The 25229-nt window shown below is 60.7% G+C and carries 25 protein-coding genes and 2 tRNA genes (1 of these 27 running past the window's edge); 9 read left to right on the top strand and 18 right to left on the bottom strand.

Annotated features, from left to right (window positions below; all coding sequences use genetic code 11):
- Nucleotides 1-44: 44 nt before the first annotated feature.
- The 10 genes from ACE3TQ_RS10140 to miaB form a co-directional block, all read right to left on the bottom strand.
- Nucleotides 45-1484 (bottom strand): hypothetical protein, encoded by a 1440-nt coding sequence (locus ACE3TQ_RS10140; RefSeq protein ID WP_374582015.1) that lies wholly within the window; start codon nt 1482-1484, stop codon nt 45-47.
- A 357-nt stretch (nt 1485-1841) separates the two neighbouring features.
- The gene (locus ACE3TQ_RS10135; protein WP_374582014.1) at nt 1842-2387 is read right to left on the bottom strand and encodes a DUF3304 domain-containing protein; all 546 of its coding nucleotides are present in this window, start codon (nt 2385-2387) and stop codon (nt 1842-1844) included.
- Between the two features lie 18 nt (nt 2388-2405).
- Nucleotides 2406-3029: a contractile injection system protein, VgrG/Pvc8 family gene (locus tag ACE3TQ_RS10130; protein WP_374582013.1), complete on the bottom strand. Its 624-nt coding sequence runs from the start codon at nt 3027-3029 to the stop codon at nt 2406-2408.
- Complete coding sequence (locus ACE3TQ_RS10125; protein ID WP_374582012.1) at nt 3026-3418, bottom strand: DUF3304 domain-containing protein; 393 nt, start codon at nt 3416-3418, stop codon at nt 3026-3028. Before ACE3TQ_RS10125 ends, ACE3TQ_RS10130 begins: the two co-directional genes overlap by 4 nt.
- 343 nt (nt 3419-3761) lie before the next feature.
- On the bottom strand, nt 3762-4817 hold the full coding sequence (locus tag ACE3TQ_RS10120; protein ID WP_374582011.1) for a T6SS immunity protein Tli4 family protein: 1056 nt from the start codon (nt 4815-4817) through the stop codon (nt 3762-3764).
- Nucleotides 4818-5085: 268 nt separating this feature from the next.
- Nucleotides 5086-8364, bottom strand: coding sequence for a phospholipase D-like domain-containing protein (locus ACE3TQ_RS10115; RefSeq protein WP_374582010.1), 3279 nt, complete (start codon nt 8362-8364; stop codon nt 5086-5088).
- A complete protein-coding gene (locus tag ACE3TQ_RS10110) occupies nt 8361-11606 on the bottom strand; it encodes a type VI secretion system Vgr family protein (RefSeq protein WP_374582009.1) in 3246 nt (1081 codons plus the stop codon). The genes ACE3TQ_RS10115 and ACE3TQ_RS10110 overlap by 4 nt, the downstream gene beginning before the upstream one ends.
- Nucleotides 11607-11698: 92 nt before the next feature.
- Entirely contained in the window at nt 11699-12157 is a 459-nt protein-coding gene (gene ybeY / locus ACE3TQ_RS10105) for an rRNA maturation RNase YbeY (protein ID WP_374582008.1), read from the bottom strand.
- Nucleotides 12141-13211, bottom strand: a complete 1071-nt coding sequence (locus ACE3TQ_RS10100) for a PhoH family protein (RefSeq protein WP_374582007.1) — start codon at nt 13209-13211, stop codon at nt 12141-12143. The genes ybeY and ACE3TQ_RS10100 overlap by 17 nt, the downstream gene beginning before the upstream one ends.
- Entirely contained in the window at nt 13208-14542 is a 1335-nt protein-coding gene (miaB, locus tag ACE3TQ_RS10095; protein ID WP_374582006.1) for a tRNA (N6-isopentenyl adenosine(37)-C2)-methylthiotransferase MiaB, read from the bottom strand. The genes ACE3TQ_RS10100 and miaB overlap by 4 nt, the downstream gene beginning before the upstream one ends.
- A 93-nt stretch (nt 14543-14635) precedes the next feature.
- Between miaB and ACE3TQ_RS10090 the strand changes: the two genes are divergently transcribed.
- Complete coding sequence (locus ACE3TQ_RS10090) at nt 14636-14941, top strand: hypothetical protein (protein ID WP_374582005.1); 306 nt, start codon at nt 14636-14638, stop codon at nt 14939-14941.
- A gap of 203 nt (nt 14942-15144) precedes the next feature.
- Entirely contained in the window at nt 15145-15489 is a 345-nt protein-coding gene (locus ACE3TQ_RS10085) for a hypothetical protein (RefSeq protein WP_374582004.1), read from the top strand.
- A 15-nt stretch (nt 15490-15504) separates the two neighbouring features.
- Here ACE3TQ_RS10085 and ACE3TQ_RS10080 read toward each other — a convergent pair whose 3' ends face one another.
- Both ACE3TQ_RS10080 and ACE3TQ_RS10075 read right to left on the bottom strand, forming a co-directional pair.
- Nucleotides 15505-16350 carry an HDOD domain-containing protein gene (locus ACE3TQ_RS10080; protein WP_374582003.1) on the bottom strand — a complete coding sequence of 282 codons (846 nt, stop codon included), beginning with the start codon at nt 16348-16350 and terminating at the stop codon, nt 15505-15507.
- Nucleotides 16347-16685 (bottom strand): hypothetical protein, encoded by a 339-nt coding sequence (locus ACE3TQ_RS10075; RefSeq protein ID WP_374582002.1) that lies wholly within the window; start codon nt 16683-16685, stop codon nt 16347-16349. Before ACE3TQ_RS10075 ends, ACE3TQ_RS10080 begins: the two co-directional genes overlap by 4 nt.
- A 121-nt stretch (nt 16686-16806) precedes the next feature.
- Between ACE3TQ_RS10075 and ACE3TQ_RS10070 the strand changes: the two genes are divergently transcribed.
- From ACE3TQ_RS10070 to ACE3TQ_RS10060, 3 genes are all read left to right on the top strand, one after another.
- On the top strand, nt 16807-18402 hold the full coding sequence (locus ACE3TQ_RS10070; RefSeq protein WP_374582001.1) for a sensor histidine kinase: 1596 nt from the start codon (nt 16807-16809) through the stop codon (nt 18400-18402).
- 53 nt (nt 18403-18455) lie between these two features.
- Nucleotides 18456-19001: a DUF1697 domain-containing protein gene (locus ACE3TQ_RS10065; protein ID WP_374581999.1), complete on the top strand. Its 546-nt coding sequence runs from the start codon at nt 18456-18458 to the stop codon at nt 18999-19001.
- Nucleotides 19002-19092: 91 nt separating this feature from the next.
- Nucleotides 19093-19266: a hypothetical protein gene (locus ACE3TQ_RS10060; protein WP_374581997.1), complete on the top strand. Its 174-nt coding sequence runs from the start codon at nt 19093-19095 to the stop codon at nt 19264-19266.
- Between the two features lies 1 nt (nt 19267).
- Here ACE3TQ_RS10060 and ACE3TQ_RS10055 read toward each other — a convergent pair whose 3' ends face one another.
- Nucleotides 19268-19477 carry a 4-oxalocrotonate tautomerase family protein gene (locus tag ACE3TQ_RS10055; RefSeq protein WP_374581995.1) on the bottom strand — a complete coding sequence of 70 codons (210 nt, stop codon included), beginning with the start codon at nt 19475-19477 and terminating at the stop codon, nt 19268-19270.
- Between the two features lie 10 nt (nt 19478-19487).
- Entirely contained in the window at nt 19488-20219 is a 732-nt protein-coding gene (locus tag ACE3TQ_RS10050) for an SDR family NAD(P)-dependent oxidoreductase (protein WP_374581994.1), read from the bottom strand.
- Between the two features lie 100 nt (nt 20220-20319).
- On the opposite strand from ACE3TQ_RS10050, the gene ACE3TQ_RS10045 reads away from it, so the two are divergent.
- Genes ACE3TQ_RS10045 through ACE3TQ_RS10030 form a run of 4 tightly spaced genes read left to right on the top strand, consistent with a single transcriptional unit; the run spans nt 20320 to nt 24065 of the window.
- The gene (locus ACE3TQ_RS10045; RefSeq protein ID WP_374581993.1) at nt 20320-21249 is read left to right on the top strand and encodes a LysR family transcriptional regulator; all 930 of its coding nucleotides are present in this window, start codon (nt 20320-20322) and stop codon (nt 21247-21249) included.
- A 22-nt stretch (nt 21250-21271) separates the two neighbouring features.
- On the top strand, nt 21272-22090 hold the full coding sequence (locus tag ACE3TQ_RS10040; protein WP_374581992.1) for a ChaN family lipoprotein: 819 nt from the start codon (nt 21272-21274) through the stop codon (nt 22088-22090).
- A 42-nt stretch (nt 22091-22132) separates the two neighbouring features.
- Nucleotides 22133-23710 carry an aldehyde dehydrogenase (NADP(+)) gene (locus ACE3TQ_RS10035; RefSeq protein WP_374581991.1) on the top strand — a complete coding sequence of 526 codons (1578 nt, stop codon included), beginning with the start codon at nt 22133-22135 and terminating at the stop codon, nt 23708-23710.
- Nucleotides 23711-23741: 31 nt separating this feature from the next.
- Nucleotides 23742-24065 (top strand): thioredoxin family protein, encoded by a 324-nt coding sequence (locus ACE3TQ_RS10030; protein WP_374582057.1) that lies wholly within the window; start codon nt 23742-23744, stop codon nt 24063-24065.
- On the opposite strand, the gene ACE3TQ_RS10025 is transcribed toward ACE3TQ_RS10030, so the two are convergent.
- The 4 genes from ACE3TQ_RS10025 to ACE3TQ_RS10010 form a co-directional block, all read right to left on the bottom strand.
- A complete protein-coding gene (locus ACE3TQ_RS10025) occupies nt 24062-24307 on the bottom strand; it encodes a hypothetical protein (protein ID WP_374581990.1) in 246 nt (81 codons plus the stop codon). The genes ACE3TQ_RS10030 and ACE3TQ_RS10025 overlap by 4 nt on opposite strands.
- A gap of 68 nt (nt 24308-24375) precedes the next feature.
- Complete coding sequence (locus ACE3TQ_RS10020; protein WP_374581989.1) at nt 24376-25011, bottom strand: energy transducer TonB; 636 nt, start codon at nt 25009-25011, stop codon at nt 24376-24378.
- 62 nt (nt 25012-25073) lie between these two features.
- Nucleotides 25074-25150: transfer RNA gene (locus tag ACE3TQ_RS10015), tRNA-Met, on the bottom strand.
- A 24-nt stretch (nt 25151-25174) separates the two neighbouring features.
- A tRNA-Met gene (locus ACE3TQ_RS10010) sits at nt 25175-25229 on the bottom strand (it continues 122 nt past the right edge of the window).

The following is a 25229-nucleotide window of genomic DNA, read 5'->3' as shown; positions in this document are numbered from 1 at the left end:
AATGCCGCCAGGCGAAGGTGGCCCGTGTGGAAGGGGAATGCCACTTATTCATTGCCATCATTCTTCGGTGAGTCGGGATACACGTGGCTGGCTGTGTTACTTGTGGTGAACGCAGCTTCGAAAGCTTCGCGGCTCTTCCATCTTGCTTTCCCATCAGGTGTGCCATACACAAGATCCGCTACCGACAAGGGCGTTTTCTTCAATGGATTTCGTACTGCGCGATTCCAACTTGCTGCGACGAGCTTGGGGCGACCGTTCGCGTCAATGTCATAGACACGATGATAGACCTGATGTGCAATCAAGCGCGGTATTGACGCTTGAAGCAACTTGTCGTCAAAGTCAGGTTTTGGTCCCGGGCGAGGCTGCCTCCAGTCGTTGATCGTGATGATTCGCTTTAATTTTCCGTTTTTATCCAGTTGCTCATGACGGGCCACATATCCTGCAAACGTATAGTAGCGGTGCGTCGACAGATGCGAGCCAGCTTTGAAGAACTCTATAAGCCTCGTCATTTCATCCACGTTTGTAATGCGTCGGCGATCGTACTTATAAGTCTCTTCCGGATTGGCGAGAACGGAGATAGGGATGGGGGGCTTCGTAAAGTAGTAATTAGAGCCAGTCCAGTGTCCGAATTCGTTCACTACCGTATTTGCGGCATTGTCATCCAGCTTGCCGTAGTTCGAACCAATTATTTCGTGCACCCCTCGCTGTGAGTCTACCTTGGCGCTCCCCCAAGCTGCACCCGGTTCGGAGCCTGTTCGGAATGGTTCCCAGCGCTCTTCCCAACTTCCGTTACTTCCAGGGATATGCCAGCGGGATAAGAGGTTGACCTCCTCTCCATTGTTGATTCCATACTTGTACTGGCGCCATTCGTCCTGGTCTGATGGCTCGGCGGTTGGACAGCGTTCGGTATGTTTGGGATTCACCCAAAGGATCACACGATCCGCATTGTCGTATCGACGGCAATGCAACGCTTTGAATTTTGGTGTTGTGGCTGCCCGAAGATCTGCTTGCTCAATTGCTTCGATACGTCCTTGTACGTCATAGCGGTAGATCGTGCTGAAGGCTCTAACGTGATTCGTTCGCTCCAAACTTTCTTGCAGGGGCGATGACGGAACATTGCTGCCCCGTTTCCGCGTTAGCTCGCCAGTGCGATCAAAGTTGTTGACGGTGACCCAACTGTCAACGCGGCATACTCTGAACTTTGCTTTAGTGTTTTCCTCATAGAACCAAACCTGAACCGGCGACGATCCCTGCGGCAATACGAAATCTGTTTGATCCGATAGCGGAGGTGGGTCAGCCGGGTATGGCGACTGTGTGGACCCATGTGGGGATTTCCCAAATGCCCAGAGTGACTCTGGCGATTCCCCAACATGAATTTTCAAGCTAGCCGCGGCAGGCACGAGTGGATTGTTTTGAAAGCAAACTGCATCCACCTTTGCGGATGCAAAGAGCAGGTACAAAAAAACCAAGTGAATCTTTTTCATCCTATCCTAGTGCCTCAATCAATCGAAGTGAATCGCCGCCAGTAGTCATTTAGTCGTCCTCCTTCAGTCTCAGTCCTCTCTGGCGTCCGGATTGTACGTCTCCTTGTAAACGTGGTTTCCACTGCCGCTAGTGCCGAAGGCGCGTTCAAATTCAAAAATGTTCGTCCATTTTTCCTTCCCATCCGGGGTCACGACGCTTGTTCTTTCAGTGCGGTAGCCAGCGATCCAATGGCTGATTCGATGCGCACAGGAGCCGCGCAAGACCCAGGAACTTCATTCGCGGCACCCGCAGCATAACGCAGGCCGTCCTCGGTTGGCTTCAATGCTGGGGCTTTGAGGTCGCCGATAGATGCTTCTTTATTCGGGCTCTTTGTCATTCGGGCACCTCGGATATTCGGAATCATTTGCTCGGTCTTTCTTGAGCAATAAGCGTGGTTTCGATAATTTACTTGTGACAAATGCTTCTACATGCTCATCGGGGAATATGTGAACCTCAAGGTATGCTGGTTCGCCATCGGCCCTGAACATCACCGGCACCTCGCGTTCTTTGAAAAATCCGTGATGAGCCCACTCCTTCTCGCCGTTCTTGTGAATCGAATGGATGTAGCGGCAGGCACTCGCTTGCCAGCGAACCGCTACAGTCGTGTTTTTTGCGGAGGGGAAGTAGGACGCGCAGCAAACCGAGCCGCCGCCACCGCTCGTCGCGCTGCTTACGTGAATGTTTCCTCCGCCCTGTCCATCTACGCTGAAGCTGTGAATGTAGCGCGAGGTGTAGTTATAGCCGACTATCGTCAGCCCGTATTCTTCCTTCAGCGGCGTCGGTGCAGCTACCGAAGAACTTGCGTCGCATCCGGCCGCAACCAAAGACATGGCCGCTGCCACGGAGATTCGAAAAATTTGCATTGCTTAGGTCGTCCGTTCTTAACTGATCTCGATAGATTGTTCCATACTTTCGATTGCTTCCTGCAGCGATAGCTCGTTTGTTCTTACCCGGGCCAGGGCAGACTTCCATCCAGGGCCGGCGGCGCTGCTGGCGTCTTCCGGCGTGGCCGATTGCTGGCTGCTGTCGGCGAACAGCACCAGGGTCTGGCCGTCCTCGCCGTCCTGGTGGCGCCAGGCGATGCCTTCTTCGGTCAGCAGGCGGCGGACGAAGTCGTAGTCGGACTCGCGGTATTGGCAGCAGTAGCTGCGCGGCGGGATGGCGTTGAGCAGGGCTTGCGCGTCGTCGCTCCATTGCCAGTCGGCGTAGGGCGCGTAGTCGGCGAAGACGGCCACACTCTTGTCCTGCAACACGCGGCTGTTGCGCGTTTGCGTGGCCAGCCAGAGCCAGGATGACAGGCGCAGGCGGTAGCGGGCGAAGCCGTCTTCGCTGCCCAGGATGGCGGGGTGGCTGACCAAGTTTTGGAAGCTGGTGCGCCTGCCGGCCGCCAGGCTGGCTCGCAGGGTAGTGCGCTGGCCGAACAGGTCGGCGGGGCGGATGGGGGCGCGGGTCGAGAGGGCGATGATGTCGCGCGCCGGGACCTCTTGCAGGCTGTAGCACTTCAATTGATAACTTCGATGGGCTCACCAGGTTTCATCTCTGCCTCTTTTCCCTTCAATGGATAATTCTTGTGCCATAGGGTGTAGGAGGTCACAAAAACTTTAACCCGTCCATCCCGCAGGAAATGCACCGCAAAGAATGCATTGTCACCTTTGCCGTATTTTGGAATCTCCACCACTTGCTCCGATGTCGAATAGTTCGACCCATCGAGGCGCATCAGTGTCACTTTGGCTTTCAGCCCAGGAGTCCATTGGCTGGGAACAGCAACGCAACAGAAATTCGATCCCCCTCCTTGCCCCGGCCCGATGTAACCTGCCTCGCGTTCAGAAGTACCCACCGCCACGGCGAAACTTGAAATTCCTCTTGCGCTATGGTTGTAGCCAACAACTTCCAACTCTGTCGGTGACTCTACATTTGAACATGCGCCGAGAAGTACCAATGTGAGTGTGGCATAGAGCCTCCGCGCCAAAGTGATTGACAGACCTCGGTAAGGCACGCTTAGTCGTCCTGTTTACAAAGTGAATGTTGGGGGAAGTCCGCAGGTTGAACGCTCTCAATCGGATGTATCTGTGCTGGAGGAAGGCCTGGATATCATGATCCGTTTGGGTTTCGTGCGCACTTTGCGGCCGTGAATTTGGTCGGCCATGATCCGCTCTGATTGAGTGGGCATGTAGCCTGTTAGGGTCTCCTTCAGCTAATCGACAGAGAAGAGAGACTCTATTCTTGGCGGAGTATTATCATTTTTGAGCGTATGTACGATTTTCGCTGATTGCAAAGGCACCCGGGCGAACGTGTATAGAGTTCAAGACTCGTTCGAAGATTGCTTTCCCTACTTCAAAGGGTGGGGGCGTATGGCCCGTCAGTGCAGGGTTTGCCAGCTCAGCTTCAGCGCTCCACCTTCTTGGCTCTTTCGACGTCTCGCTTTTCTCGGGAACATTAGCATACAAAGCACTCATGTGAAGAGTCAGGCGAGGGCGGTCTGCACGACCTTCCTCGCCGGGAAGCTCAGCCTGAAAAGCATAAGCTCTGTCGGCAGGAGCGCAGCCCCCCTCTTTGGAGCAAATTGGTCCATATTCGCGCGCGATCTTTGTGCCGTGCATACCAAGAATTTTTACGGAATGGGGGCCATGGCGCTTCTTCACTCCACTCGGAGTCATCATTGCGTAAACAGCGTTCTTATCGAAGATGCCTTTTGACTCGTTGGGATTGACTAGTTGGCCGGGTGTCATTTCGATGTAAAAAACCAGGTTGGGATATTGGCTCAGTTGAATTGGTAGACGGAACTCGAACTCTTTAACTGGTTGTGATGGTTCATTGAGAAAGCCAAACGCGGTACAAAATCCTGGAGACGATGGAATCGTGCTCGGCAGGCGCACTTGGTACTGCTTGCGCAGCTGTTGGAGCTGTAGCGCAGCCGCTTTCGGATTTGCAGGCTCAAGTGACGTGAGTTGACCACTGAAGACGCGTATCCTGCTGTCTACATCATCGCGAAATCCTACGATGAATTCGTTGTTCCTTCGAATTGCAAATTCGTTCAAACCGTTTACCTTCGCCTCTCCCGAGACACGAGATGCCGTGATGGAGTTGGCTAGTGCTGCTTGCTTATCTCTCAGGACGCTTCTCGCGATGTCATCGTTTGATTCGGCGACATTCTCTTGCCAGTTCCGAACTTCGTCTCGCCGAGCTTTGATGCTAAGCTCGTATTCCTCCGAAGTTGGAATTTTAGCGATCGCTTGTGTTTGAACTGTTCGCAATCCTTTGGCAGGATTGGGAGTACTCTCTGTAACTTCCATTCCACCGTATCGGAGCCATCCGCCAAAGTCACCATTCCCGATTCCCTCAAGCTTCGCTACCGAGCCTAACTCGACCGGGTGTGCACCGAAAGTCGTATGCGCAGGTAACTGCATAGTCAAATGACCGAGGCAAACAGTCTCCCAATCTGAACGGTTAACTTGTTCTGCTAGTGCCCCAGATGGTTCTACGCCATTCGTGCATGCAGAAAGAGTAAGTGTTAGTAGTATGCATGAATGCACGCTAACGCTTGTACGAGCAACGCGGAACTTAAGCAACTCTTGTATCACCGAAGGCCTCTTCATTGTTCCAGGTTAATAGTGCAGTGCTCATATTACCTGGTTGGTTATTCTCATTAATTGTCCAATACGTTGGCAATGCAGTAAAGAAGCCGCTAATTTTTTTTGGCGCGGCATCCCCGTGGCTTTTTCCCGCCCAGAATGCCTCATCAAAAGGCATACGTTTAGCTGCAGACGTGACTGTATTGATTGAAGCTCCCATTTGGAACGTAGGCCATAGCGATGATCCCGCACGTTCTTTCGGAGATGTTGCGTTGACGCTCCAGGGAACAAACGGGAAAGTCTGCTTATAGAACTCGGCATTATCGAAAGCCAACTTTTGTATAGCTTTAATCGTGCTTCGTGAAGCGGGACGTTCGATTAATTCGAGCATATGTGAGGCTGGATGGACGATATCGTTCCCATTTCCAAGGAGTGCCAAATGCTTCTTCCATAAATCAACCCGCAAATTCCTTGCAAGCGTATTGACCGTCGTGACAGCATCACCAATTGTTTTCTTTTCTGTTGCAGTATCTTGTAGAAGTACTGCAATTTCAGAGTCACGGTCGCCATTCAAGCTGCGGTCGTTGATGTTTGCACTCCCCATGACAATGTGTCTATCGTCCACTATCAACAGTTTGCTGTGAACGTAGATTTGCTCTGTACGAACCTTCCCCCCAATCCGTTGGCAGTTTCGTAAATTCAGCAGTGTCAGATATTTTTGCCACTCGGCATCGGGGACTCTGTCGAGTGGCCTATCTATGCCGTCTTTCTGAGTAGCTGCCGTCAACGCCTGCTTCCAGGAGTTTATGTCCATAGGGCGCTTGCAGATCTTCTTGGCAGCTATGGCACATCGAACCAGATTCACTAAGCTAAGTTCTGCAAAAACCAAGCTCTGCATAGTCCAATGGATTTGTCCTGCAATTGCCAAGTCCGATAGCTTTCCTTCCGGATGAACGGGGAGCACCATGTAAACATGGAAGGGTTGGTCTAACCATATTGCGGTTGCGATGCGGTCGGCGATTGCTACGCCAATGCCATTTACTGGAAGCGTGCGCTGATTTGGTGCTCCGCCGGTACTGGTAATTCGCGCAGAAAGCTCGGCTGTCAGAGAGGAAATCATGTGTCTCATGGGGGCAGACATCTGCCGCACACCCTCGGGAGACCAAGGGTTTATAGATGGTTCGCCGAACTCTGTCTGAAAAAATTGATTCTCGATATAGATGAAGTCAGTTGCTTTTTTGATCAGCGAAATCATGACGTCTTGTATCTCGTGCTGAGGTTTAGTAGGTGCTCGCTTATTCATCACCTTCGCCTCTTGCTTGCACATCTTCAAAGGTGCGCTGCGAAGTACACGAACCCTTACCCCAGTTGGCGCACCAGTACTTTTGATACGCGGCGGAGGAAGGTACTCCTTACCCATCAAGGCAATATTCTTAAGCATGATTTTCTTCGTCAGCCGTCGAGCTTCGCCCATCGGGGTGATGGATTCGCGGCTACCTTCTTTTTTTTGCGGTGCCAAGTAGCTGGTATTGCTAGCGTTCCAGCGTTGAACAAAATTACGAACCAAGTCATCCACTGCAGGCCCTTCGATTCTGCAATGAATGTCCTGCCACGGTTGACGAGGCTGATCGTCCGCTAAAACCGCGTCAGTTGCCGACTTGGTGGCACGATCGAACAGCATAGGGTGGGCGGCTGCGGCATACCATGACACGCAAAGTTGCGAGGCGTACACGTTCTTGCAGAATTCGCTGTACGCTTCAACGCAGCTTTCCATAAAGTCTTGCGAAATATCGCTTACGCCGTTGGTGATGCCCAAGCGTATTTGTTCTCCCACCTTAGCCAGTTGCTTTCCAAACTCAGCACGGAGGTTATTAATGCCATCGATCAACAACTTCTGATATTCGTTGACCTGCTCAACCGCGGCCCGCGCAGTTGCTTTGGCCTGCCCGACACCTTGTGCCGTTGCGGGTCCAATCTCAACGCAGACTTGGCGTGTCGACTCTAAGCCGCGTTGGACGGCGCCGGCACCGTCAGCGGCGTAATCCACGACCAAGTTTGCTTTGGTGCGAGCATTACGTTCCAATCTTTCTAATTGCCCTGGTACGTCTGATGATGGTGTTTCGCTTACCCGCAGCCTTCTCAGCGGCGCCAAAAATTCGGGAATTTGCTCAAAGACCGCGTTCCACTCAGCGCGGATATCCTTTTCCGCGTCGCGCAGAGCATTAGGAATTGAAGAAGTTGGTTGCTGACCAACTTTGTACTGACGCACACCGTTATAGAGGTCCGGTGTCTGCATTGCGGCACATTGGCGACTCACAGCGTTTGCCGCGTCAATCGCGACGTCGGCAGTTGCATTCGCGGCATTGACTCCGGCCTTAACACCTGCTTTAACGGCCGCGGCCCCGTGCGGTGCTATTGCACGTCCAGCTCTTAGGCTCAGATAGAACGGAAGGTTCAATGTTTCCACATAACTTAGTGATAATCGATCCGCTTGATCCATCGCTTGGGTCAGCAAACGGCGCAACGCACCTGGTTCAGTGTTACCCCCTTTATTCCATGCCCCGAAAGTGAAAGTTGTACTGAGCAGATCCATCGCGCTAAGGCAGCGACCATCTTTCGGCGTAATTGCACGCATCGGGGGAATGCCAGGGTTGTACCGTTCTTTAAACCGGCGCTTTCCCGGGTCGAGGGAAAACTTGGCATCGTCACGCCGTCCATACGCAAGGTCGATTCCTCCGACGTAGCCGATCTCGTTATCAATTACGACCAGTTTTTGGTGATGGCTGAACATGCTCCGTTCGATACCACGATAGTCGCATTGTGTCGCGGATGGGCAGCACAATGCCTGAAGGTTTTTTCGTCCGGCATTGAGCTGGAAAATCGCCAGCATCGTACCTAGGTCCCCAGTGTCCACCCCTACTTTCGGAGACATCCATGGCATGACAAAGACCCGGAAGTTTTCCGAGGCCAGGATCTTTTCTCGCAGAAGATCAAGCAGGCGTTCACCAGGCTTTATCTCGACGTCCCAGTCAACCTGCCAGCCAGCGATAAAGACATGCTTTTTCGCGCCTTTTAGCGCATTGTAAAAGTCGTCGTAGTACTCCACGCCCGTAGTAAAGCACTTGACCGTGTTCCCATAACTGAGATCGGCAAACGCTGACTTGTCCACGACGTCGAGGCGGTGGGTTTCGGCGTGACTTGCGACCTGGCCTACAACCTTGGTCTGATCTTTATCGCGAATGGCGACCGGAGTGATTGGCTTGCTCATGCTTGATCGTTCAATTTCTGGAAAAAGTCGTATGTACTGACCTCGCCAAGCTCTTCGCCTGCGCGAGATCGCTCTCGTGCGCTGGGGTCTGTCGCAATATGAGTGCGAGGTACGTCAGAAAAGTCGAGTGCGGCCATGGCATGCAAAATTTTTTCGTTACGCGACCAATCTTCTTTCTCCTGGTACAAATCGAAAGGTCGTGCTATGCCGGGACCGATCAACAAAAGATCGTTTGGCCAGCGCGCAACGGCGACAGATAGCCTCAGCTCCTGTGCCGGCGTCATTTTCAACTTGCCCTGATCGTCGGAGCGCCCTTGGACGATGACACGATCGCGGGCTGAGCCACCGGCTCGTACGATTTTCCAATCGTATTGGCCTAGAGGCGTTGCCATCGGTCCGGGTAAGGCCGTCATCATCAGGTCAAACTTCATCGGCGTTGGTTTAGTTTCTGACTTAGGCAACCTAGGCAGGGGATACTCATTAGCAGCCGGGCCGACGAACGACTTCTTACCCGCCTTGATCTCGATCTTGCCCGGGCACTGCACCGTGATATTGCCGCCATCAATGGTGATGTTTGCTCCACCCGCCGTGGACAGGCTGATCTTCTTCGCCGATGCCCAATCAATATGGGCGTTCGAGCTTTTCACATTGACGACATCGCGCGCCATCACATCCAGCGTGCCGGCCTGCGCTTGCACGTCTATGTTGTCGCGGGCGGCGATGAATTGCATGCCGAGTTCCTGCGCACCGGGCTTGACCGCGCCGCCCAGCATGCCGATCGCTTCCATGGTGTGCACGCGCAGCTGCCCGCCGGTTGCGAGCTGGGTGTCGCTGCCGCTCATCACCGTGGCCACGGAGCCGACTGCAAACTGCACATCGCGCGCTGCGCTCATGGACAGACCTTCCTTGGCGGAGATGGCAATGATCGGGTCGACGGTGTGGGGCAGCTTGCCTTTGCCGGCGGCGGTGCTGCGCTCGCCGGCATCGGCCAGCGCGGCATCCACGCCGGCGGAAGCGACCATGCCGGAGACGGCGGTTTGCAGTTGCTTGAGTGGTGGTTCTTCGTCCTTGGCGTCGGGCAGGCCGGTGTGGGCGGTCAGGCCGACGGTCTTGTGCTTGGTGGCGGCGTCGTGGAAGCTTTCGCCGAGTTTGACGGCTTGCTTGAGCATGGCGATGCCGGCGGTGTTGTCGCCCACCGGTTCGCGTTGCGCGGCGCTGTGCGCGATCTTGTAGCTGGTGACCAGCAGGCCGGCGCCGGCGCGCACGGCGCCGTAGGCGTCGGTGCGCAGTTCGGCGCCCTGGCCGCGCAGGCTGCCGCGGAAGTTGTCGGCGTTGTGCAGCAGGTGGCCCAGGTTCAGCTCCGTGGCCGATTGCGTGCTGCGCAGCTGGATGCGGCCTTGCTGGTCGGTGTCGTCGAACAGCAGCTGGTTGTAGCCGCTGCCGCCGAATTCCTTGCTGCGCACGCCCCATTGGGCCGAGGCGTTGCGGTGGTCGCCGCTGCCGGCGGCAAGGCCGTGCCATACCGGGCTGTTGCCGGCGGCGGTGTTGCCCTGGCCGGAAGGAGCGTGGTCGTGCGCGCTGGTGAACGGTTGCTGCGCTTCACCGGCGGTCTGGCCGCCGGGCGTGGGGGCGATGCCGCCTTCGCCCTGGCCGTTGTACAGGGCGCCGATGATGATGGGGCGGTCGATGTCGTTTTCCAGGAACTGCACTAGCACTTCCTGTCCGATGCGCGGCAGGAACTGGCTGCCCATGCCGCCGCCGGCGGAGCGCTGGGCGACGCGCACCCAGCAGGTGGCGTCGGCCGTTTCCTGCCAGTGGAAGCGGATGCGCACGCGGCCCAAATGGTCGCAGTGGATTTCCTTGCCGCCTTGCGGGCGGTCCTGGCCGTCTTCGCCAACGACGATGGCGCTCTGGCTGCCCATGGCGGTTGGCTTGGCGTGCTGGCGGCCTTCGCCGCCGTGGTGGGCGGGCCGCCATGGCACGTCGGCTGCGAGGGCTGCGAAGCTGTTGGCGTAGCCGCTGGAGGAAGCTTTTTCCACTGTGCTGCGGAAGTCGGGCGGCAGCTCGTGCGTGCGCGCGCTGAGTTCTTCCAGCAGCTCGGGGATGGGGCCGAACAGTTCGGCCAGGCCGCGCTTGGCGGTGGCCGGCAGGTTGTTCACGCCGACGCCCAGCACGCGCAATACGACATAGGTCTCGGCTTCGCCGTCCTTGGCGAGCGGGCCATGCAGCATGTCGAAGCGGGTGCCGGCGCGCAGGGTGCGCACGGTGGAGCGGCCCTGGTTTTGTTTGCTGCGCGCTTCGTGCAGCTGCATGTGCAGGGTGGCGTAGCGTTCGGCTTCGGCGCCGCTGGCGTAGAAGTACTGGCCGGGGTAGTCGAAGCTTTCCGGCTGGTGGGCGTGCTTGCCCAGGTCGTTGATGCGGGTCGGCACGCTGGCGCTGACGGCGGCTTTGGCTTTGTAGTCGTAGCTGATGACGGCGACCGCGCCGCTCACCAGCTGGCGCGTGGTGTGCAGGGCCTGGATGGTGTCGAACTGTTCGCCGGCGCGCGCGGCGTGGTAGCGCAGGCCGTGGCCGGCGGCGCTGCTGGCGTCTTCCGGCGTGGCCGATTGCTGGCTGCTGTCGGCGAACAGCACCAGGGTCTGGCCGTCCTCGCCGTCCTGGTGGCGCCAGGCGATGCCTTCTTCGGTCAGCAGGCGGCGGACGAAGTCGTAGTCGGACTCGCGGTATTGGCAGCAGTAGCTGCGCGGCGGGATGGCGTTGAGCAGGGCTTGCGCGTCGTCGCTCCATTGCCAGTCGGCGTAGGGCGCGTAGTCGGCGAACACGGCATCGACGATGTCGGCCACGCTCTTGTCCTGCCATACGCGGCTGTTGCGCGTTTGCGTGGCGAGCCAGAGCCAGGACGACAGGCGCAGGCGGTAGCGGGCGAAGCCGCCTTCGCTGCCCAGGATGGCGGCGTGGCTGACCAGGCCGTGGAAGCTGGTGCGGCTGCCGTCGGCCAGGCTGGCTTGCAGGGTGGCGCGTTGGCCGAGCAGGTCGGCGGGGCGGATGGTGGCACTGGTCGAGAGGGCGATGATGTCGCGCGCCAGGATCTCTTGCAGGCTGTCGTCGGAGTAGAACGCTTCCACCAGCAAACCGCCGGCGCCGTAGTCACCCTGTTGCTCCAGGGTGAGCTCGTACAGCCGGCTTTCGCTGGCGAACTGGGCAAGGGCGCCATAGACCTGGGCCAGGACGTCGGTGCTCATGATATGTCTGCGTGGAAATTATCAAAACGCAAACAATAGCAGAGCTGAATTTTTCGTGCCACACAGTTGGAATCCGTGCGGCAACTAATATGCTAGTAAGGGTCTTTGTAGCCGAGGCCGGTGACGATTTCCGTTTCCAGGCCTTCCATTTCGGCCGCTTCCTCGTCGTCTTCGTGGTCGTAGCCCTGGGCGTGCAGCACGCCGTGCACGATCAGGTGGGCGGTGTGTTCTTCCACCGATTTCTTCTGCTCGGCCGCTTCGCGCTGCAGCACGTCGGTGCACAGGATGATGTCGGCGCGCGTCGGTTCGTCTTCGGCGATGTCTTCGCCTTCGTTGTAGGCGAAGGTCAGCACATTGGTGGCGTAGTCCTTGCCACGGTAGTCGCGGTTCAGCTCCTGGCCTTCTTCCGCATCGACGAAGCGGATGGTCAGCTCGGCCGGCGCGAACAGGGCGGCCTTGACCCATTTGCGGATCATCGGGCGGGTGATTTCTTCCTGCAGGCGCGGGTCGGCGTATTGGACGGAGAGGGTCAGCTTATTTTTTTCGGACATTGCGAACGGCCTTTACGGCGGCAGGTTTCACGGGTTGCAGCAGGGGCGCGACTTCGGCCGCTGCTTCCTGCGATTTTTCGTAGGCGTCGACGATGCGCGCCACCAGCGGGTGGCGCACCACGTCGGCGCTGGAGAAGTGGCTGAAGGCGATGCCGCGCACATTGCGCAGCACGTGGGTGGCGTCGACCAGGCCGGACTTCTGGTGTTTCTGCAGGTCGACCTGGGTCACGTCGCCCGTCACCACGGCCTTGCTGCCAAAGCCGATGCGGGTCAGGAACATCTTCATCTGTTCCACGGTGGTGTTCTGCGCTTCATCCAGGATGACGAAGGCGTGGTTCAGCGTGCGGCCGCGCATATAGGCCAGGGGCGCGATTTCGATCACGCCTTTCTCGAACATCTTCTGCGTGCGGTCGAAGCCGAGCAGGTCGTACAGCGCGTCGTACAGCGGGCGCAGGTAAGGGTCGACTTTCTGCGTCAGGTCGCCCGGCAGGAAGCCGAGGCGTTCGCCCGCTTCCACCGCAGGGCGGGTCAGGATGATGCGCTTGACCGCGTCGCGCTCCAGCGCGTCCACGGCGCAGGCCACCGCCAGGTAGGTCTTGCCGGTGCCGGCCGGGCCCACGCCGAAGCTGATGTCGTGCTCCAGGATGTTGCGCAGGTAGCGGATCTGGTGCGGCGTGCGGCCGCGCAGATCGTGGCGGCGCGTCTTCAGCTGCGGGCTGGTGATGTCCGGTTCGTGGAAGGGAGGTTCCTCTTCGCTCGGGCCGAAGTCGTCCGGCGCTTCGCTGGCGCGCTGTTCCACCAGGGCCAGCTGCACTTCCTCCACCGGCACCACCTTGTCGGCCACTTCGTAGAAGCGCTCCAGGATGGCGACGGCGCGTTCGGCATTGGTGCCGCTGACGATGAACTTCTCGCCACGGCGGAAAATGGTCACATCCAGCGCGGCGGAAATCTGGCGCAGGTTCTCATCGAGCGGGCCGCACAGGTGGGCCAGGCGCGTGTTGTCCAGCGGTTCTGGAACAAAGTAGTGCGGTTGCACCGGGGTTTTGGTTTTCAAAGTATCGCTTCTCCGCGCAGGGAGTAATCCAGGCTTTCAGTGATGCGCACGCTGACCATCTGGCCGATCAGGGCTTGCGCATTGGCACCGCCGTCGAAGTGGACGGTGCGGGTATTGCTGGCGCGGCCTTGCAGTTCATTGCCGCCGCGCTTGGACGGGCCTTCCACCAGCACCTGCATGGTCTGGCCGACCATGGCGGCGCTGTGGCGCTTGGTGTTTTCATCGAACAGGGCCTGCAGGCGCTGCAGGCGGGCCGATTTCACTTCGGCCGGCGTGTCGTCGGCCAGGTTGGCGGCCGGAGTGCCGGGGCGCTTGCTGAAGATGAAGCTGAAGCTGTTGTCGAAGTCGACGTCCTGCACCAGCTTGTACATGGCTTCAAAATCCTCGTCCGTCTCGCCGGGGAAGCCGACGATGAAGTCGGACGATATCACCACGTTCGGGCGCACGGCGCGCACCTTGCGGATGATGGACTTGTATTCCAGCGCCGTGTAGCCGCGCTTCATGGCGCCCAGGATCTTGTCGGAGCCATGCTGGGCCGGCAGGTACAACTGGTCGGCCAGTTTCGGGATGTTCTTGTAGCAGTCGATCAGGCGCTGCGTGAATTCTTTCGGGTGGCTGGTGACGAAGCGGATGCGCTCAATGCCCGGGATCTCGGCCACGTATTCGATCAGCATGGCGAAATCGGCCACGCTGCCGTCGGCGGTTTCACCACGGAAGGCGTTCACGTTCTGGCCCAGCAGCATGACTTCCTTCACGCCCTGCGCCGCCAGGCCGGCGACCTCGGTCAGCACGTCCTCGAAGCGGCGCGACACTTCCTCGCCACGGGTGTAGGGCACCACGCAGTAGGAACAGTATTTGGAGCAGCCTTCCATGATGGAGACGTAGGCGAAAGCGCCTTCCACGCGCGCCGGCGGCAGGTGGTCGAACTTCTCGATCTCGGGGAAGCTGATATCGATCTGCGGCTTGCCGGACTGGCGGCGCAGTTCGATCATCCTGGGCAGGCGGTGCAGCGTCTGCGGGCCGAACACCACGTCCACCAGCGGCGCGCGCTTGACGATGGCCTCGCCCTCCTGCGAGGCGACGCAGCCGCCCACGCCGATCACCAGTTCAGGTTTGGCTTGCTTGAGTTTTTTGAAAGTGCCCAGGTCCGAAAACACCTTCTCCTGCGCCTTTTCGCGCACCGAGCAAGTGTTGAGGAGGATCACGTCGGCGTCTTCCGGCGATTCGGTGCGTACCAGTCCCTCGGACGCGCCGAGCAGGTCTGCCATCTTGTCCGAGTCGTACTCGTTCATCTGGCAGCCGAAGGTTTTGATAAATACTTTTTTCTGCATACCCTCAAGTTTACCGTAAATCGCGGCGCCGCCCTTGAAATCAGGGCCGTGGAGTCCTAGAGTTAAATAAGCAACTTTGCCGGAGAAACTGTCATGGCTGTCAATGGAGTAGGGCCGACCACCCCCAATTTCCAGCAGGTCGACAATGCCGCCAACGAGCGCCGCGTGGCTGAGCAACGCCAGTTGCGCCAGGAGGAGCAGCGCATCCGTGAGCAGCAGGCGCAGCGCACCGAGCAGACCGCCACCCGGCGCCAGGAAACCCAGGCCGCCGAGCAAGCCCGTGCCGCCGAGCAGCAGGACTTCCTGACGCGCCAGGACCTGCTGGCGCAAAATGCCCAGGCCAACCGTCCCACGCCCGGCACCCCGGCGCCCGGCAGCATCATTTCCGTTACAGCCTGAAGTTTCGGTGTAACTATTTCCGTGAGGTTCTTTCGTGCGACACAGGAATAATGACTGTGTTGAAATGGCATTGTTGTCAAGATTTTCGCGAAATCATCGCTAAGTCTTGATGTTGAACAAGGCTCGCCCCGCAGTGCAGCATGAGAATTTATCAACACTGCTCGGCCCTTCCTCAACACTCCACTGTCAAGAGAGGATTCATCATGGCACACCACGCTCTCGCATCGCAGGAAAGCTACAACCCGAACCACCTGCTGGATATCCTGCTGGGCAAAATGCAATTGAAAAACGATGCTGCGCTGTCGCGCATGCTGGAAGTCGCCCCGCCCGTGATCAGCAAGATCCGCCACCACCGCCTGCCGGTGGGCGCTTCACTGCTGATCCGCATGCACGAAGTCACAGGCATGAGCATCCGCGAACTGCGCGACCTGATGGGCGACCGTCGCACCAAGTACCGCCTGTCGGACGCGCAAGGCCGTCCGAAACCAGAGGACAAGCCGGCTGGCGCCTCGGCCCAGAACGGCATGCCGCAAGCCAGCGCGCACTGAGCCGGCGGGCTGGCCTCAGGCCAGCAGCACCATCGCGATCTCTTCGTACTGCAGTTCGGTTTCGCGGAACAGGTGCATGCAGGTTTCTTCGCTCAGGTTGAGCGCCTGCCAGGCCACGGTGGAAACGGGCGGCACCATGTCGTCCGGTTTCTGCACCAGGTCCAGTGCATGCACCACCGCGTCGGCCACGTGGATAATCGTCGCCAGGAAGCCGGCGCCCGGCTTCTCCGGCTCGTGGTGGCCGGCGATCGCCAGCCGCATCGTGTCCGAAAAATTCCAATGCTCCGCCAGCGCCAGGCCGGCTTCGACGTGGTCGATGCCGAGCACGACGCGTTCCGCTTCCAGCGCATAGGTATCGTTCTCTTTCTGGTAGGCGATCACTTCCGCATACAGCTCGGGGAAGCTCGATACCAGCACCAGGCGCCCGATGTCGTGCAGCAGGCCGGCGGTGAAGGCGTAATCCTGGTTGAAGCGCACATGGCGCGCCAGCACCTTGGCGCAGGCGGCGGTGGCGATCGAGTGGCGCCAGAAGCTGCGGTGGTCGAAGCCGGGGCACAGCTTGTCGGCGAAGCAGCCGGTCACGGCGGCGGCGGTGATCAGGTTGCGCGTGCTCTGGAAGCCGAGGAAGGTGATGGCCTGCTGGATGGTGGTCACCTTGACCTGCAGGCCGAACAGCGAGGAGTTGGCCAGGCGCAGCGTCTTGGCGGTCAGGGCCTGGTCATGCGAGACCTTCTTGGCCAGCACGGCGATATCGACTTCTTCCTGGTCGATGCTGTTCAGCAGCTCCATCACAACCACCGGCAGCGAGGGCAGGTCGTCCAGGTTTTTCACCACATCGTCATACGTCAGCGGCGCGCTCATGCAGTCTCCTTGCCTACGCGGAAATCAGTGACCAGGGCGCGCAGGGCATTGGCGGCCCAGTCGTCGCTGTTGTCGGGGGCGTGGCGGCGGAACAGCACGCCGATCCGTTCCAGCTGGGCGGCACGCTGGGCGGCCAGCTGCACCGGGTCGGCCGGCGTCTCATCGGCGACGGCCAGCGATTCGATGCCGTGGCCCGGCATACGTTCGAGCATTTTTTCCGTCAGCACGGTGCCGGCCGGCAGCAGGACCTGGCCCTGCTTGTCGAGCAGTTCGTCGGATAGCACCATGCCGGGCTGGACTTCGGCCAGCGGCAGGTGGCGGTAGGTGGCCGTCATTTCTCTGGTTCTCCTGGTAAGCAAATCCAATCTTACCAAAGTGCTGGCGTGGCATCACCCTTAAAATCTTGCCAAGCGACACTCCTTCCCGTACATTGGTGGGAATATGGGGAGGGAGTGAATGTTTGGTATCCAAGGCCGGTTGACTGCACTGTTCGTGGTGATCGTCACCGTTGTGCTGGGCATTTCCGGCACCTATGCGCAGTACAGCCTGGGCCATGAACTGGAAGTGGCCAACCAGCGCCTGCGCGAGGGGGTGCTGACCCGCCTGCAAACCAGCCTGCCTTCCGCCCTGTGGGACCTGGACAAGGCCAAGGTCGACAATATCGTGGCGGCCGAAATGCTGCCGCCCGAGCTGGTGGCGATCCGCGTCTACGACACCTCGGTCGGCCTGTTCTCGGGCAAGCGCCGCCAGGAGGACGGCTCCATCGTTCCCATCGAATCCGAAACCACGATTGCCGGCGCGCCGGTGGTGGCCGACCTGGCCTACCGCGACGCGGGCGCCGCCGGCAGCGCGCTGAAACCGGTCATCGTCGGCCGCGTGGTGGTCAATTTCAGCCGGGCCCAGATCGACGCCACGCTGGCGGCCGAAGTGCGGCGCAAGGTGGTGGAAGTGCTGACCCTGGACCTGATCCTGGTGGTGGCGCTGGCGCTGTCGCTGCGCATCGTGTTCGATCCGCTGAAGAAGCTGCGCGACGGTCTGTTCGAGCTGGCCACGCGCGGCAGTGATGAGGTGGAAGAGCTGCCGGAAAAACGCAGCGACGAACTGGGCGATGTGATCCGCGGCTTTAACGCCATCCAGCGCAAGGTGAAATCGATCATCAAACGCACGCGCGAGGCGGAGGACCAGGCGCGCCGTTCGGCGCAGGAAACGGCGCAGGCGCTGGACGACCTGCAGCGCACCCAGGAATCGCTGCTGCAGGCCGAGCGCCTGGCGTCGCTCGGTTCGCTGGTGGCGGGCGTGGCGCATGAGATCAATACCCCGGTCGGCATTGCGCTGACCAGCGCCTCGGTGCTGATGGATGCCACCACGGCGGTCGACGAATCGATGAAGTCGGGCCAGGTCAAGAAATCGGAAATCCAGAAATACATAGAAACGGCGGGCGAAAGCGCGCGCCTGATCATGAACAATGCCTACCGCGCGGCGCACCTGATCCACAGCTTCAAGCAGATCGCGGTGGACCAGGTGAGCGAGGCGCGCCGCCGCTTCGAACTCAAGGAATACATCGGGGAGGTGGTGTCCAGCCTGCAGCCCAAGCTGAAGAAAACCCGCATCGTGGTCGAGATCAACTGCCCGGACGACATCATGCTCGACAGCTATCCGGGCGCGCTGGCGCAGGTGATCACCAACCTCACGCTCAACTGCGTGGAGCACGCCTTCGAGCCGGAAGGCGCCGGCAACATCAACATCAACGTGGTGCCGGACGGCGACTGGATCGAGATGCAGGTGGTGGACAACGGCAAGGGCATTGCGCCCGACATGCTGGACAAGGTGTTCGACCCGTTCGTCACCACGCGGCGCGGCCAGGGCGGCACCGGCCTGGGCCTGAACATCGTCTTCAACCTGATCGTCAAGCAGTTCGGCGGCACCATTTCCGTGACCAGCACGCTGGGGCAGGGCGCCAGCTTCGTGCTGCGCATCCCGCGCGAAACGCCGAGCGACACCGGCCCCGAGCGCCATCCGGACGCCCCCCTGCACGCCCCCACTGCAAGCTGAGCGCCGCCGGCGCGCCAGCTGCCGCATACTGGCGCCATGCAGGGAGGATGGTCATGAGCAAGCAACGCCTGGTCGCTTTGTTGCGCGGGATAAACACGGGGCGCGCCAAGCGCATCGCCATGGCGGATTTGCGCCAGGTGCTGGCGGAGATGGGCTTTAGCGATGTGCGCACCCTGCTCAACAGCGGCAACGTGGTGTTCGATTGCAGCCCGGCCGAGGCAGCCGATTGCGCGGCGCGCATCCAGGATGCGCTGGTGCTGAAGCTGGGCGTGCCGGCCAAGGTCACCGTGATCGACGCCGCCCAGCTGGCCGAAATCGTCGCGCAGAACAGCCTGCAGGGCGTGGCCAGCGACCATTCGCGCCTGGTGGTGGGCGTGCTCAGCAAACCCGAAGAAGACCGCTGCAAGCTGGAGCCGCTGGCGCACCTGAGCTGGCAGCCGGAAGCGTTTGCCCTGGGCCGCCACGCCGCCTACATCTGGTGCCCGGACGGGGTGCTGGCCAGCCGCGCCGCCGCCGCCATGGGCAAGGCCTTGGGCGATGCGGTCACCTCGCGCAGCTGGACCACGATCAGCAAGCTGCACGCCCTGGCCTGCACATAGTTGGAATTACGCGACTATTGCCCGGTTGCGCCTTGGCGGCGCGCGCCATCAGCGTCTAGAATCGTGTGTTCGCAAATTTGTCACAGAAGCAATGAAGATTAATGATACGCTAAGAGGCACCCTGATCCTCGGCGCCGTGGTGGTGGCCCTGGTGATCGGCGGTTTTGCCGTGTCCGACAATGGCTGGCAGAAGGTCAGTTGCATTGGCCGCGCCATTGTCGGTGGTGTGTCGTTCACCAGTATCCACAGCGTGTGCGGGCTGTAAGCTAGCCGCCCCGGGCGCGCCGCTCGGTCACCGACTCGTAGCCTACTCCCCAGTTGTCGGTGTCCACCTCGTCCACGATGACGAAGGTGGTGGCCGGGTCCTTGTCCAGCACTTCCTGCAGCATGCGGGTGGTGCGCACGATCAGTTCCCTTTTCTGTTCCGCAGTCGGGCCGCCGCGTTCGCGCGTGACCTTGATGTTCACGTAGGGCATGGCGCTCTCCTTACCAGTTGCCGGCGGCGGCGCCGTCGTCCACCGTCAGCACATGGCCGGAAATGAAGGTGGAATCGGTCAGGTACAGCACGGCGTCGGCAATGTCCTCGGCCGACCCCATGCGCTTGGTCGGCACCAGGCCTTTCAGGAATTCCTGGGTGGCGGCGTCCTTGCTGTGCAGCGGGGTGCTGATGATGCCGGGCGCCACGGCGTTGACCTTGATGTTCTTGCCGGCCACTTCCAGCGCCAGGGCGCGCGTCGCCATGTTCAGGCCGCCTTTGATCAGCACCGGCAGCAGGGCCGTGGCCTTGGCCGGGGTCACGCCCAGGCTGGCCGTGATGTTGACGATATGGCCGCCGCCATGCGCCTCCATATGGCGCACCGCTTCCTGCGCCGGGAACAGGAAGCCCTTCAGGTTGGTCGCCACGATGGCGTCGGTGTCGGCTTCGGTGTAATCGACGGTCGGCTTGGCGATGAAGATGCCGGCATTGTTGACCAGGATATCCACCTTGCCGAAGCGCGCCGCCGCCTGCGCGAACAGGGCTTTGGCGGTGGCCGGTGCGGCGATGTCGCCCGCCACCGGCAGGAAGTTGGCCGGATTGCCCAGCTGGGCGGCGGCGGTTTGCAGCCGGTCCATGGTGCGGGCGTTGCCCACCACGTTATAGCCGCGTGCCAGGTAGGCTTTGGCGATGGCGAAACCCAGGCCGCTGGAAGCGCCGGTCACGATTGCAGTCTTGCTCATTTCGAACTCCATGGTTCAGTTAAGGTGATGCCACTATACTTATGACTTCGAGGTGGATAAATCAGGCTTTGAGTAATTGAATTGATACATGGGGTAATAAATGCAGCGGCATTTTGACGATATGCAGCTGGGCAGCATCGAGCTGTTTGTGCTGGCGGCGGAGCAGGGCAGTTTTACCGCGGCGGCAGCCAAGGCCGGCGTGACGCCGGCGGCGGTGAGCCGTTCCATTTCGCGCCTGGAGGAGCGTCTTGGCGTGCGCCTGTTCGTGCGCACCACGCGCCAGATCCGCCTGACCGACGGCGGCCGCGTGTACTTCGAGCAGTGCCGCCAGGCCCTGTCGCAACTGGTGGAAGCCGAGCGCGAAGTGACCGGCCAGCAGGCCGCGCCGGCCGGCCGCCTGCGCATCAGCGTACCGACGCCGTACGCCCATTACCGCCTGCTGGCGCGGCTGGCGGCCTTCCGCCAGCTGTATCCCGAGGTGCAGGTGGAAGTCCACATCAGCAACCGCAATATCGACTTCGCCGAGGAGGGCTATGACCTGGCGATACGCGGCCGCGCCCCGCAGGATTCGAGCCTGATCGCGCGCCTGCTGGAAGACGCGCCGCTGGTGCTGGTGGCCGCGCCGGCCTACCTGGCGCGGCGCGGCACGCCGCAGTTGCTGGAGCAGCTGGCGCAGCACGACTGCATCCAGTTCGTGCTGCCCAGCACCGGGCGCCTGGTGCCCTGGACTTTCGTGCGCGACGGCCAGCCACTGGAGATGGTGCTGGGCGACGCCATTGTCTGCGCCGAGGACTTCCTCGGCCTGAACACGCTGGCGCTGCATGGCGGCGGCATTGCGCAGACTTACCGTTTTACCGTCGAACGCGAACTGGCCAGCGGCGAACTGGTGCAGGTGCTGCCGCAGCATGGCGGCACCACGCGCCCGTTCTACCTGATCTACCCGCACGCGCGCCATTTGTCGCTGCGCGTGCGCAGCCTGGTCGAATTCCTGCTGCAGCAGCGCGGCGCCGGGCCGGCCCTGTTAGACTAGCCGCTTTCGAGGAAACGCAACGATGAAGTCAAACACCATCGCACTGCTGCTGGCCGCCCTGGCGCTGTCCGCATGCAGCAGCAAGAAAACCGTGGAATACACGGCCCCCGCCACCGCCTCCAACCCGCAGGTGCTTCTGCTGGGCGAGGTGCACGACAACAAGGAAGGCCACAAGCTGCGCTTTGAAGACCTGCAGCGCCGCGTGGAAGCGGGCTGGCGCCCGGCGATCGCCATGGAGCAGTTCGACCGCGAAACCCAGGGCCTGCTGGACGCCGCGCAGAAGGGCTGCCTGGATGCTTCCTGCGTCATCAAGGTCATGGAAGGCAAGCGCTGGGAATGGCAGTACTACCACCCGGTGATCCAGCTGGCGCTGACCCACCACCTGCCGCTGGTCGCGGCCAACCTGTCGCGCGCCGACGCCTCCAAGGTGGTGCGCGACGGCCTGGCCTCCAGCTTCGATGCCGCCACCGTGGCCGCCTATAAATTGAAAGACCCGCTGCCGCCGGACCTGCGGCGCGGCCAGGAAAAAGCGATCCAGGAAGGCCATTGCAATATGGTGTCCGACCTGATGCTGCCAGGGATGGTGAACGCCCAGGTGGCGCGCGATATCTGGATGGCCAAACTGATCCGCGCCCAGCAGCCGCGCGACGTGGTGCTCATTGCCGGCAACGGCCATGTGCGCAAGGATATCGGCGTGCCGCGCTGGCTGAATGCCATCGAACCCAGGCTGAACGTGCGCGCCATCGGCTTCGTCGAGCCGGAAGGCCTGCAGGGCAGCTATGACGAAATCCGCAAAGTTCCGGTGCAAAAGCGCACAGACCCTTGCGCCAAATTCAAGTAAACTTTCGGCCCTGCCGAACCCCAATACAACCAGGAGCAAAGAATGCAGATCGCAGGTGAAATGTTGATCGGCCAAGCCGCTGTCAAAGGCAGCGCGGGCCAGATGAAGGCGACCGACCCGGCCCGCAATATCGAAATCGAGCCGGCGTTCGGCATGGCCACCAGCGCCGACCTGCAGCGCGCCTGCGCACTGGCGGCGCAGGCATTCGACTCCTTCCGCGAAACCGCGCTGGAAAAGCGCGCCCAGTTCCTGGAGCAGGTAGCGCAGAACATCCTGGACCTCGGCCCGCAGCTGATCGAGCGCGCCATGCAGGAATCCGGCCTGCCGCAGGCGCGCCTGGAAGGTGAGCGCGGCCGCACCGTCAACCAGCTGCGCCTGTTCGCCAAAGTCGTGCGCGACGGCCTGTTCCTGGGCGCCACGCTGGACTCCGCGCTGCCAGAGCGCATGCCGCCGCGCGCCGACCTGCGCATGCGCAAGATCGGCGTCGGCCCGGTGGCCGTATTCGGCGCCTCCAACTTCCCGCTGGCGTTTTCCGTCGCCGGCGGTGACACCGCCTCCGCCCTGGCCGCCGGCTGCCCGGTGGTCGTGAAAGCGCACCCGGCCCACCTCGGCACCTCCGAGCTGGTGGGCAAGGCGATCCAGAAAGCCGTGGCCGACTGCGGCCTGCATGAAGGCGTGTTCTCGCTGGTGATCGGCGACGTGCAGATCGGCGCCGACCTGGTGGCGCACCCCGCCATCAAAGCGGTCGGCTTCACCGGCTCGCGCGGCGGCGGCCTGGCCCTGGTGCGCATCGCCCAGGCGCGCAAGGAACCGATCCCGGTGTACGCGGAAATGGCTTCGATCAATCCCGTGTTTCTGCTGCCGGGCGCCCTGAAAGCCGGCGCCGCGCGCATCGCGCAAGGCTTCGCCGACTCGCTGACCATGGGCTCCGGCCAGTTCTGCACCAACCCCGGCCTGCTGGTCGCGCTGGAAGGCCCGGAGCTGAACGAATTCGCCGCCGCCGCATCGGCAGCGGTGCAGGCCAAGCCGTCCACCACCATGCTGACCCCCGGCATCCACAAATCGTACGAAGCCGGCGTGGGCAAGCTGTCCGCGCTGGACAAGGTGGAACTGCTGGCCCAGGGCGGCGCCGGCAGCACCGCCTGCGCCGCGCAGCCGCACCTGTACAGCACCGACGTCGAGACCTTCCTCTCCACCCCGGCGCTGGAAGACGAGAACTTCGGCCCCAGCTCGGTGCTGGTACGCTGCCGCAACGCCGACGACCTGCGCCGCATCGCCGAGCACGTCGAAGGCCAGCTGACCGCCACCGTGCACGCCACCGCCGATGACCGCGAGATCGCCGCCGGCCTGCTGCCGACGCTCGAGCGCAAAGCCGGCCGTATCCTGTTCAACGGCTTCCCGACCGGCGTCGAAGTGGCGCACGCCATGGTGCACGGCGGCCCGTTCCCGTCCACCTCCGACCCGCGCACCACCTCGGTCGGCGCCACCGCCATCGACCGCTTCCTGCGCCCCGTGTGCTACCAGGATGCGCCGGCGTGGGCGCTGCCATCGACCCTGGCCAACGACAACCCGCAGAAGGTGCCGCGCGTAGTCGACGGCGCCATCCAGCCGGGCGCATAAGCCGGCCAGACCGTGCTAAGGTGGGGGCATGATGGAAACTGTCTACAAAGCAGAGCAGCCCAGCCGGGCTGACATTGATGCGCTCACCGGACCGGCGGTGCTGGAATTCGGCACCAACTGGTGCGGCTATTGCCGCGGCGCCCAGCCAGCCATTGCCGAGGCCTACCGCGAGTACGCCAACATCCCGCACTTCAAGGTGGAGGATGGCCCGGGCCGCGTGCTGGGCCGCGCCTTCCGCGTCAAGCTATGGCCGACCGTGGTGTTCCTGAAGGACGGGAAAGAGGTCGCGCGCGTGGTACGCCCCGAAGACGCCGACGAACTGCGCGAAGGCTTCGCGCAGATTGCCGGCCGCTAGGCCGGCAGCAGCATCGCCGTCACCCGGTCGCGGTTCGCCAGCACGAAAGCGCGGAACTGCGGCTCCTTCACCGCCAGCCTGACCACGCCCGGCAGCAGGGCGTAGCACACCTCCGCCACCGACTCGACGGCGCGCTCATTCTGCAGCGCCCTCGCCAGCGCCGCCTCGCCACCCAGCTTGTTCACAATCGTCTCGCGATGCTCGGCCACGATACGGGCCATTGGGGCCATCAGGTCTGCCATGGTTGTCACCTCCGTTGGGACAGTCTATGGAGGCGGTAGAATCCTGTGCTGATCTAGCGCAAACTCGCTTACTCCAAGGTCCAGTGGTACTCCATGGTTTGCCAGCTCTTGATCGGTCGGCCATTTTCATTCTTGGGACGGAACCAGCATTTGGCAATCCCTTCGGCCGCCGCTTTATCCAGGTGGGCGTAGCCGCTCGATTTGAGGATGCCGTAATCTTTGATTTCCCCATTGGTGTCGACGAGGAACTGGAGCTTGACCGCGCCCTGGTGATTGTTCAGCAGGGCTTCCCGTGGCCACGGCGGAGGAACGCAAGCGGGGTGATTTGTGATGGGAGAAGCAGGCGCGCCCGCGGTCCAATAATGCTGCAGTTTGAACCAGGCCTTGACGGGCAAGTTGTCCTTTTTTGCGGGTGCGTATTTGCACAGTCGCGCTGTTGCGGTACTGGCTTTATCCAGGCTGCGAAAGCCGCTCGTTTCAATCACCTTGGCATCGGCCGCTGTACCGTCGATATCGACGAGTACCATCAGGCCGACCACGCCTTCCTCGCGATTGGCGACGGAATCCCTGGGCCAGGAAGCCATGCAGAATTCGGTAATGGAAATGGCATCGTTTGAAACTGGGATGCCATCGATTTCATCGCTCTTTGCCGCAGCGGACAAGGCAAACAGGCACGCCAGCAGGATATGTCGGGTGATTTTCATGGTGGTCGGCGCAAAACAAAAAAGCCCGAACCGTTTCCGGCTCAGGCTTTCCTGAAGAATCCTGGTGGTGATAGGTGGACTTGAACCACCGACCCTAGCATTATGAATGCTATGCTCTAACCAACTGAGCTATATCACCGCGGTCGTACATTGTAGCTTAATTTGGTGGTGATAGGTGGACTTGAACCACCGACCCTAGCATTATGAATGCTATGCTC

This window comes from Pseudoduganella sp., assembly GCF_041914865.1.
Taxonomy (GTDB): Bacteria; Pseudomonadota; Gammaproteobacteria; order Burkholderiales; family Burkholderiaceae_D; genus Rugamonas.
Note: the sequence above shows the minus strand (reverse complement) of the source record. Positions and strands in the feature narration are given on the sequence as shown.

What these genes read in the sequence shown, in the direction of transcription:
- ACE3TQ_RS10140 (WP_374582015.1), bottom strand. Translation starts at nt 1,484, where the DNA reads ATGAAAAAGATTCACTTGGTTTTTTTGTACCTGCTCTTTGCATCCGCA.
- ACE3TQ_RS10135 (WP_374582014.1), bottom strand. Translation starts at nt 2,387, where the DNA reads ATGCAAATTTTTCGAATCTCCGTGGCAGCGGCCATGTCTTTGGTTGCG.
- ACE3TQ_RS10120 (WP_374582011.1), bottom strand. Translation starts at nt 4,817, where the DNA reads ATGGAAGTTACAGAGAGTACTCCCAATCCTGCCAAAGGATTGCGAACA.
- ACE3TQ_RS10115 (WP_374582010.1), bottom strand. Translation starts at nt 8,364, where the DNA reads ATGAGCAAGCCAATCACTCCGGTCGCCATTCGCGATAAAGATCAGACC.
- ACE3TQ_RS10110 (WP_374582009.1), bottom strand. Translation starts at nt 11,606, where the DNA reads ATGAGCACCGACGTCCTGGCCCAGGTCTATGGCGCCCTTGCCCAGTTC.
- ybeY (WP_374582008.1), bottom strand. Translation starts at nt 12,157, where the DNA reads ATGTCCGAAAAAAATAAGCTGACCCTCTCCGTCCAATACGCCGACCCG.
- miaB (WP_374582006.1), bottom strand. Translation starts at nt 14,542, where the DNA reads ATGCAGAAAAAAGTATTTATCAAAACCTTCGGCTGCCAGATGAACGAG.
- ACE3TQ_RS10090 (WP_374582005.1), top strand. Translation starts at nt 14,636, where the DNA reads ATGGCTGTCAATGGAGTAGGGCCGACCACCCCCAATTTCCAGCAGGTC.
- ACE3TQ_RS10085 (WP_374582004.1), top strand. Translation starts at nt 15,145, where the DNA reads ATGGCACACCACGCTCTCGCATCGCAGGAAAGCTACAACCCGAACCAC.
- ACE3TQ_RS10080 (WP_374582003.1), bottom strand. Translation starts at nt 16,350, where the DNA reads ATGAGCGCGCCGCTGACGTATGACGATGTGGTGAAAAACCTGGACGAC.
- ACE3TQ_RS10075 (WP_374582002.1), bottom strand. Translation starts at nt 16,685, where the DNA reads ATGACGGCCACCTACCGCCACCTGCCGCTGGCCGAAGTCCAGCCCGGC.
- ACE3TQ_RS10070 (WP_374582001.1), top strand. Translation starts at nt 16,807, where the DNA reads ATGTTTGGTATCCAAGGCCGGTTGACTGCACTGTTCGTGGTGATCGTC.
- ACE3TQ_RS10065 (WP_374581999.1), top strand. Translation starts at nt 18,456, where the DNA reads ATGAGCAAGCAACGCCTGGTCGCTTTGTTGCGCGGGATAAACACGGGG.
- ACE3TQ_RS10060 (WP_374581997.1), top strand. Translation starts at nt 19,093, where the DNA reads ATGAAGATTAATGATACGCTAAGAGGCACCCTGATCCTCGGCGCCGTG.
- ACE3TQ_RS10055 (WP_374581995.1), bottom strand. Translation starts at nt 19,477, where the DNA reads ATGCCCTACGTGAACATCAAGGTCACGCGCGAACGCGGCGGCCCGACT.
- ACE3TQ_RS10050 (WP_374581994.1), bottom strand. Translation starts at nt 20,219, where the DNA reads ATGAGCAAGACTGCAATCGTGACCGGCGCTTCCAGCGGCCTGGGTTTC.
- ACE3TQ_RS10045 (WP_374581993.1), top strand. Translation starts at nt 20,320, where the DNA reads ATGCAGCGGCATTTTGACGATATGCAGCTGGGCAGCATCGAGCTGTTT.
- ACE3TQ_RS10040 (WP_374581992.1), top strand. Translation starts at nt 21,272, where the DNA reads ATGAAGTCAAACACCATCGCACTGCTGCTGGCCGCCCTGGCGCTGTCC.
- ACE3TQ_RS10035 (WP_374581991.1), top strand. Translation starts at nt 22,133, where the DNA reads ATGCAGATCGCAGGTGAAATGTTGATCGGCCAAGCCGCTGTCAAAGGC.
- ACE3TQ_RS10030 (WP_374582057.1), top strand. Translation starts at nt 23,742, where the DNA reads ATGGAAACTGTCTACAAAGCAGAGCAGCCCAGCCGGGCTGACATTGAT.
- ACE3TQ_RS10025 (WP_374581990.1), bottom strand. Translation starts at nt 24,307, where the DNA reads ATGGCAGACCTGATGGCCCCAATGGCCCGTATCGTGGCCGAGCATCGC.
- ACE3TQ_RS10020 (WP_374581989.1), bottom strand. Translation starts at nt 25,011, where the DNA reads ATGAAAATCACCCGACATATCCTGCTGGCGTGCCTGTTTGCCTTGTCC.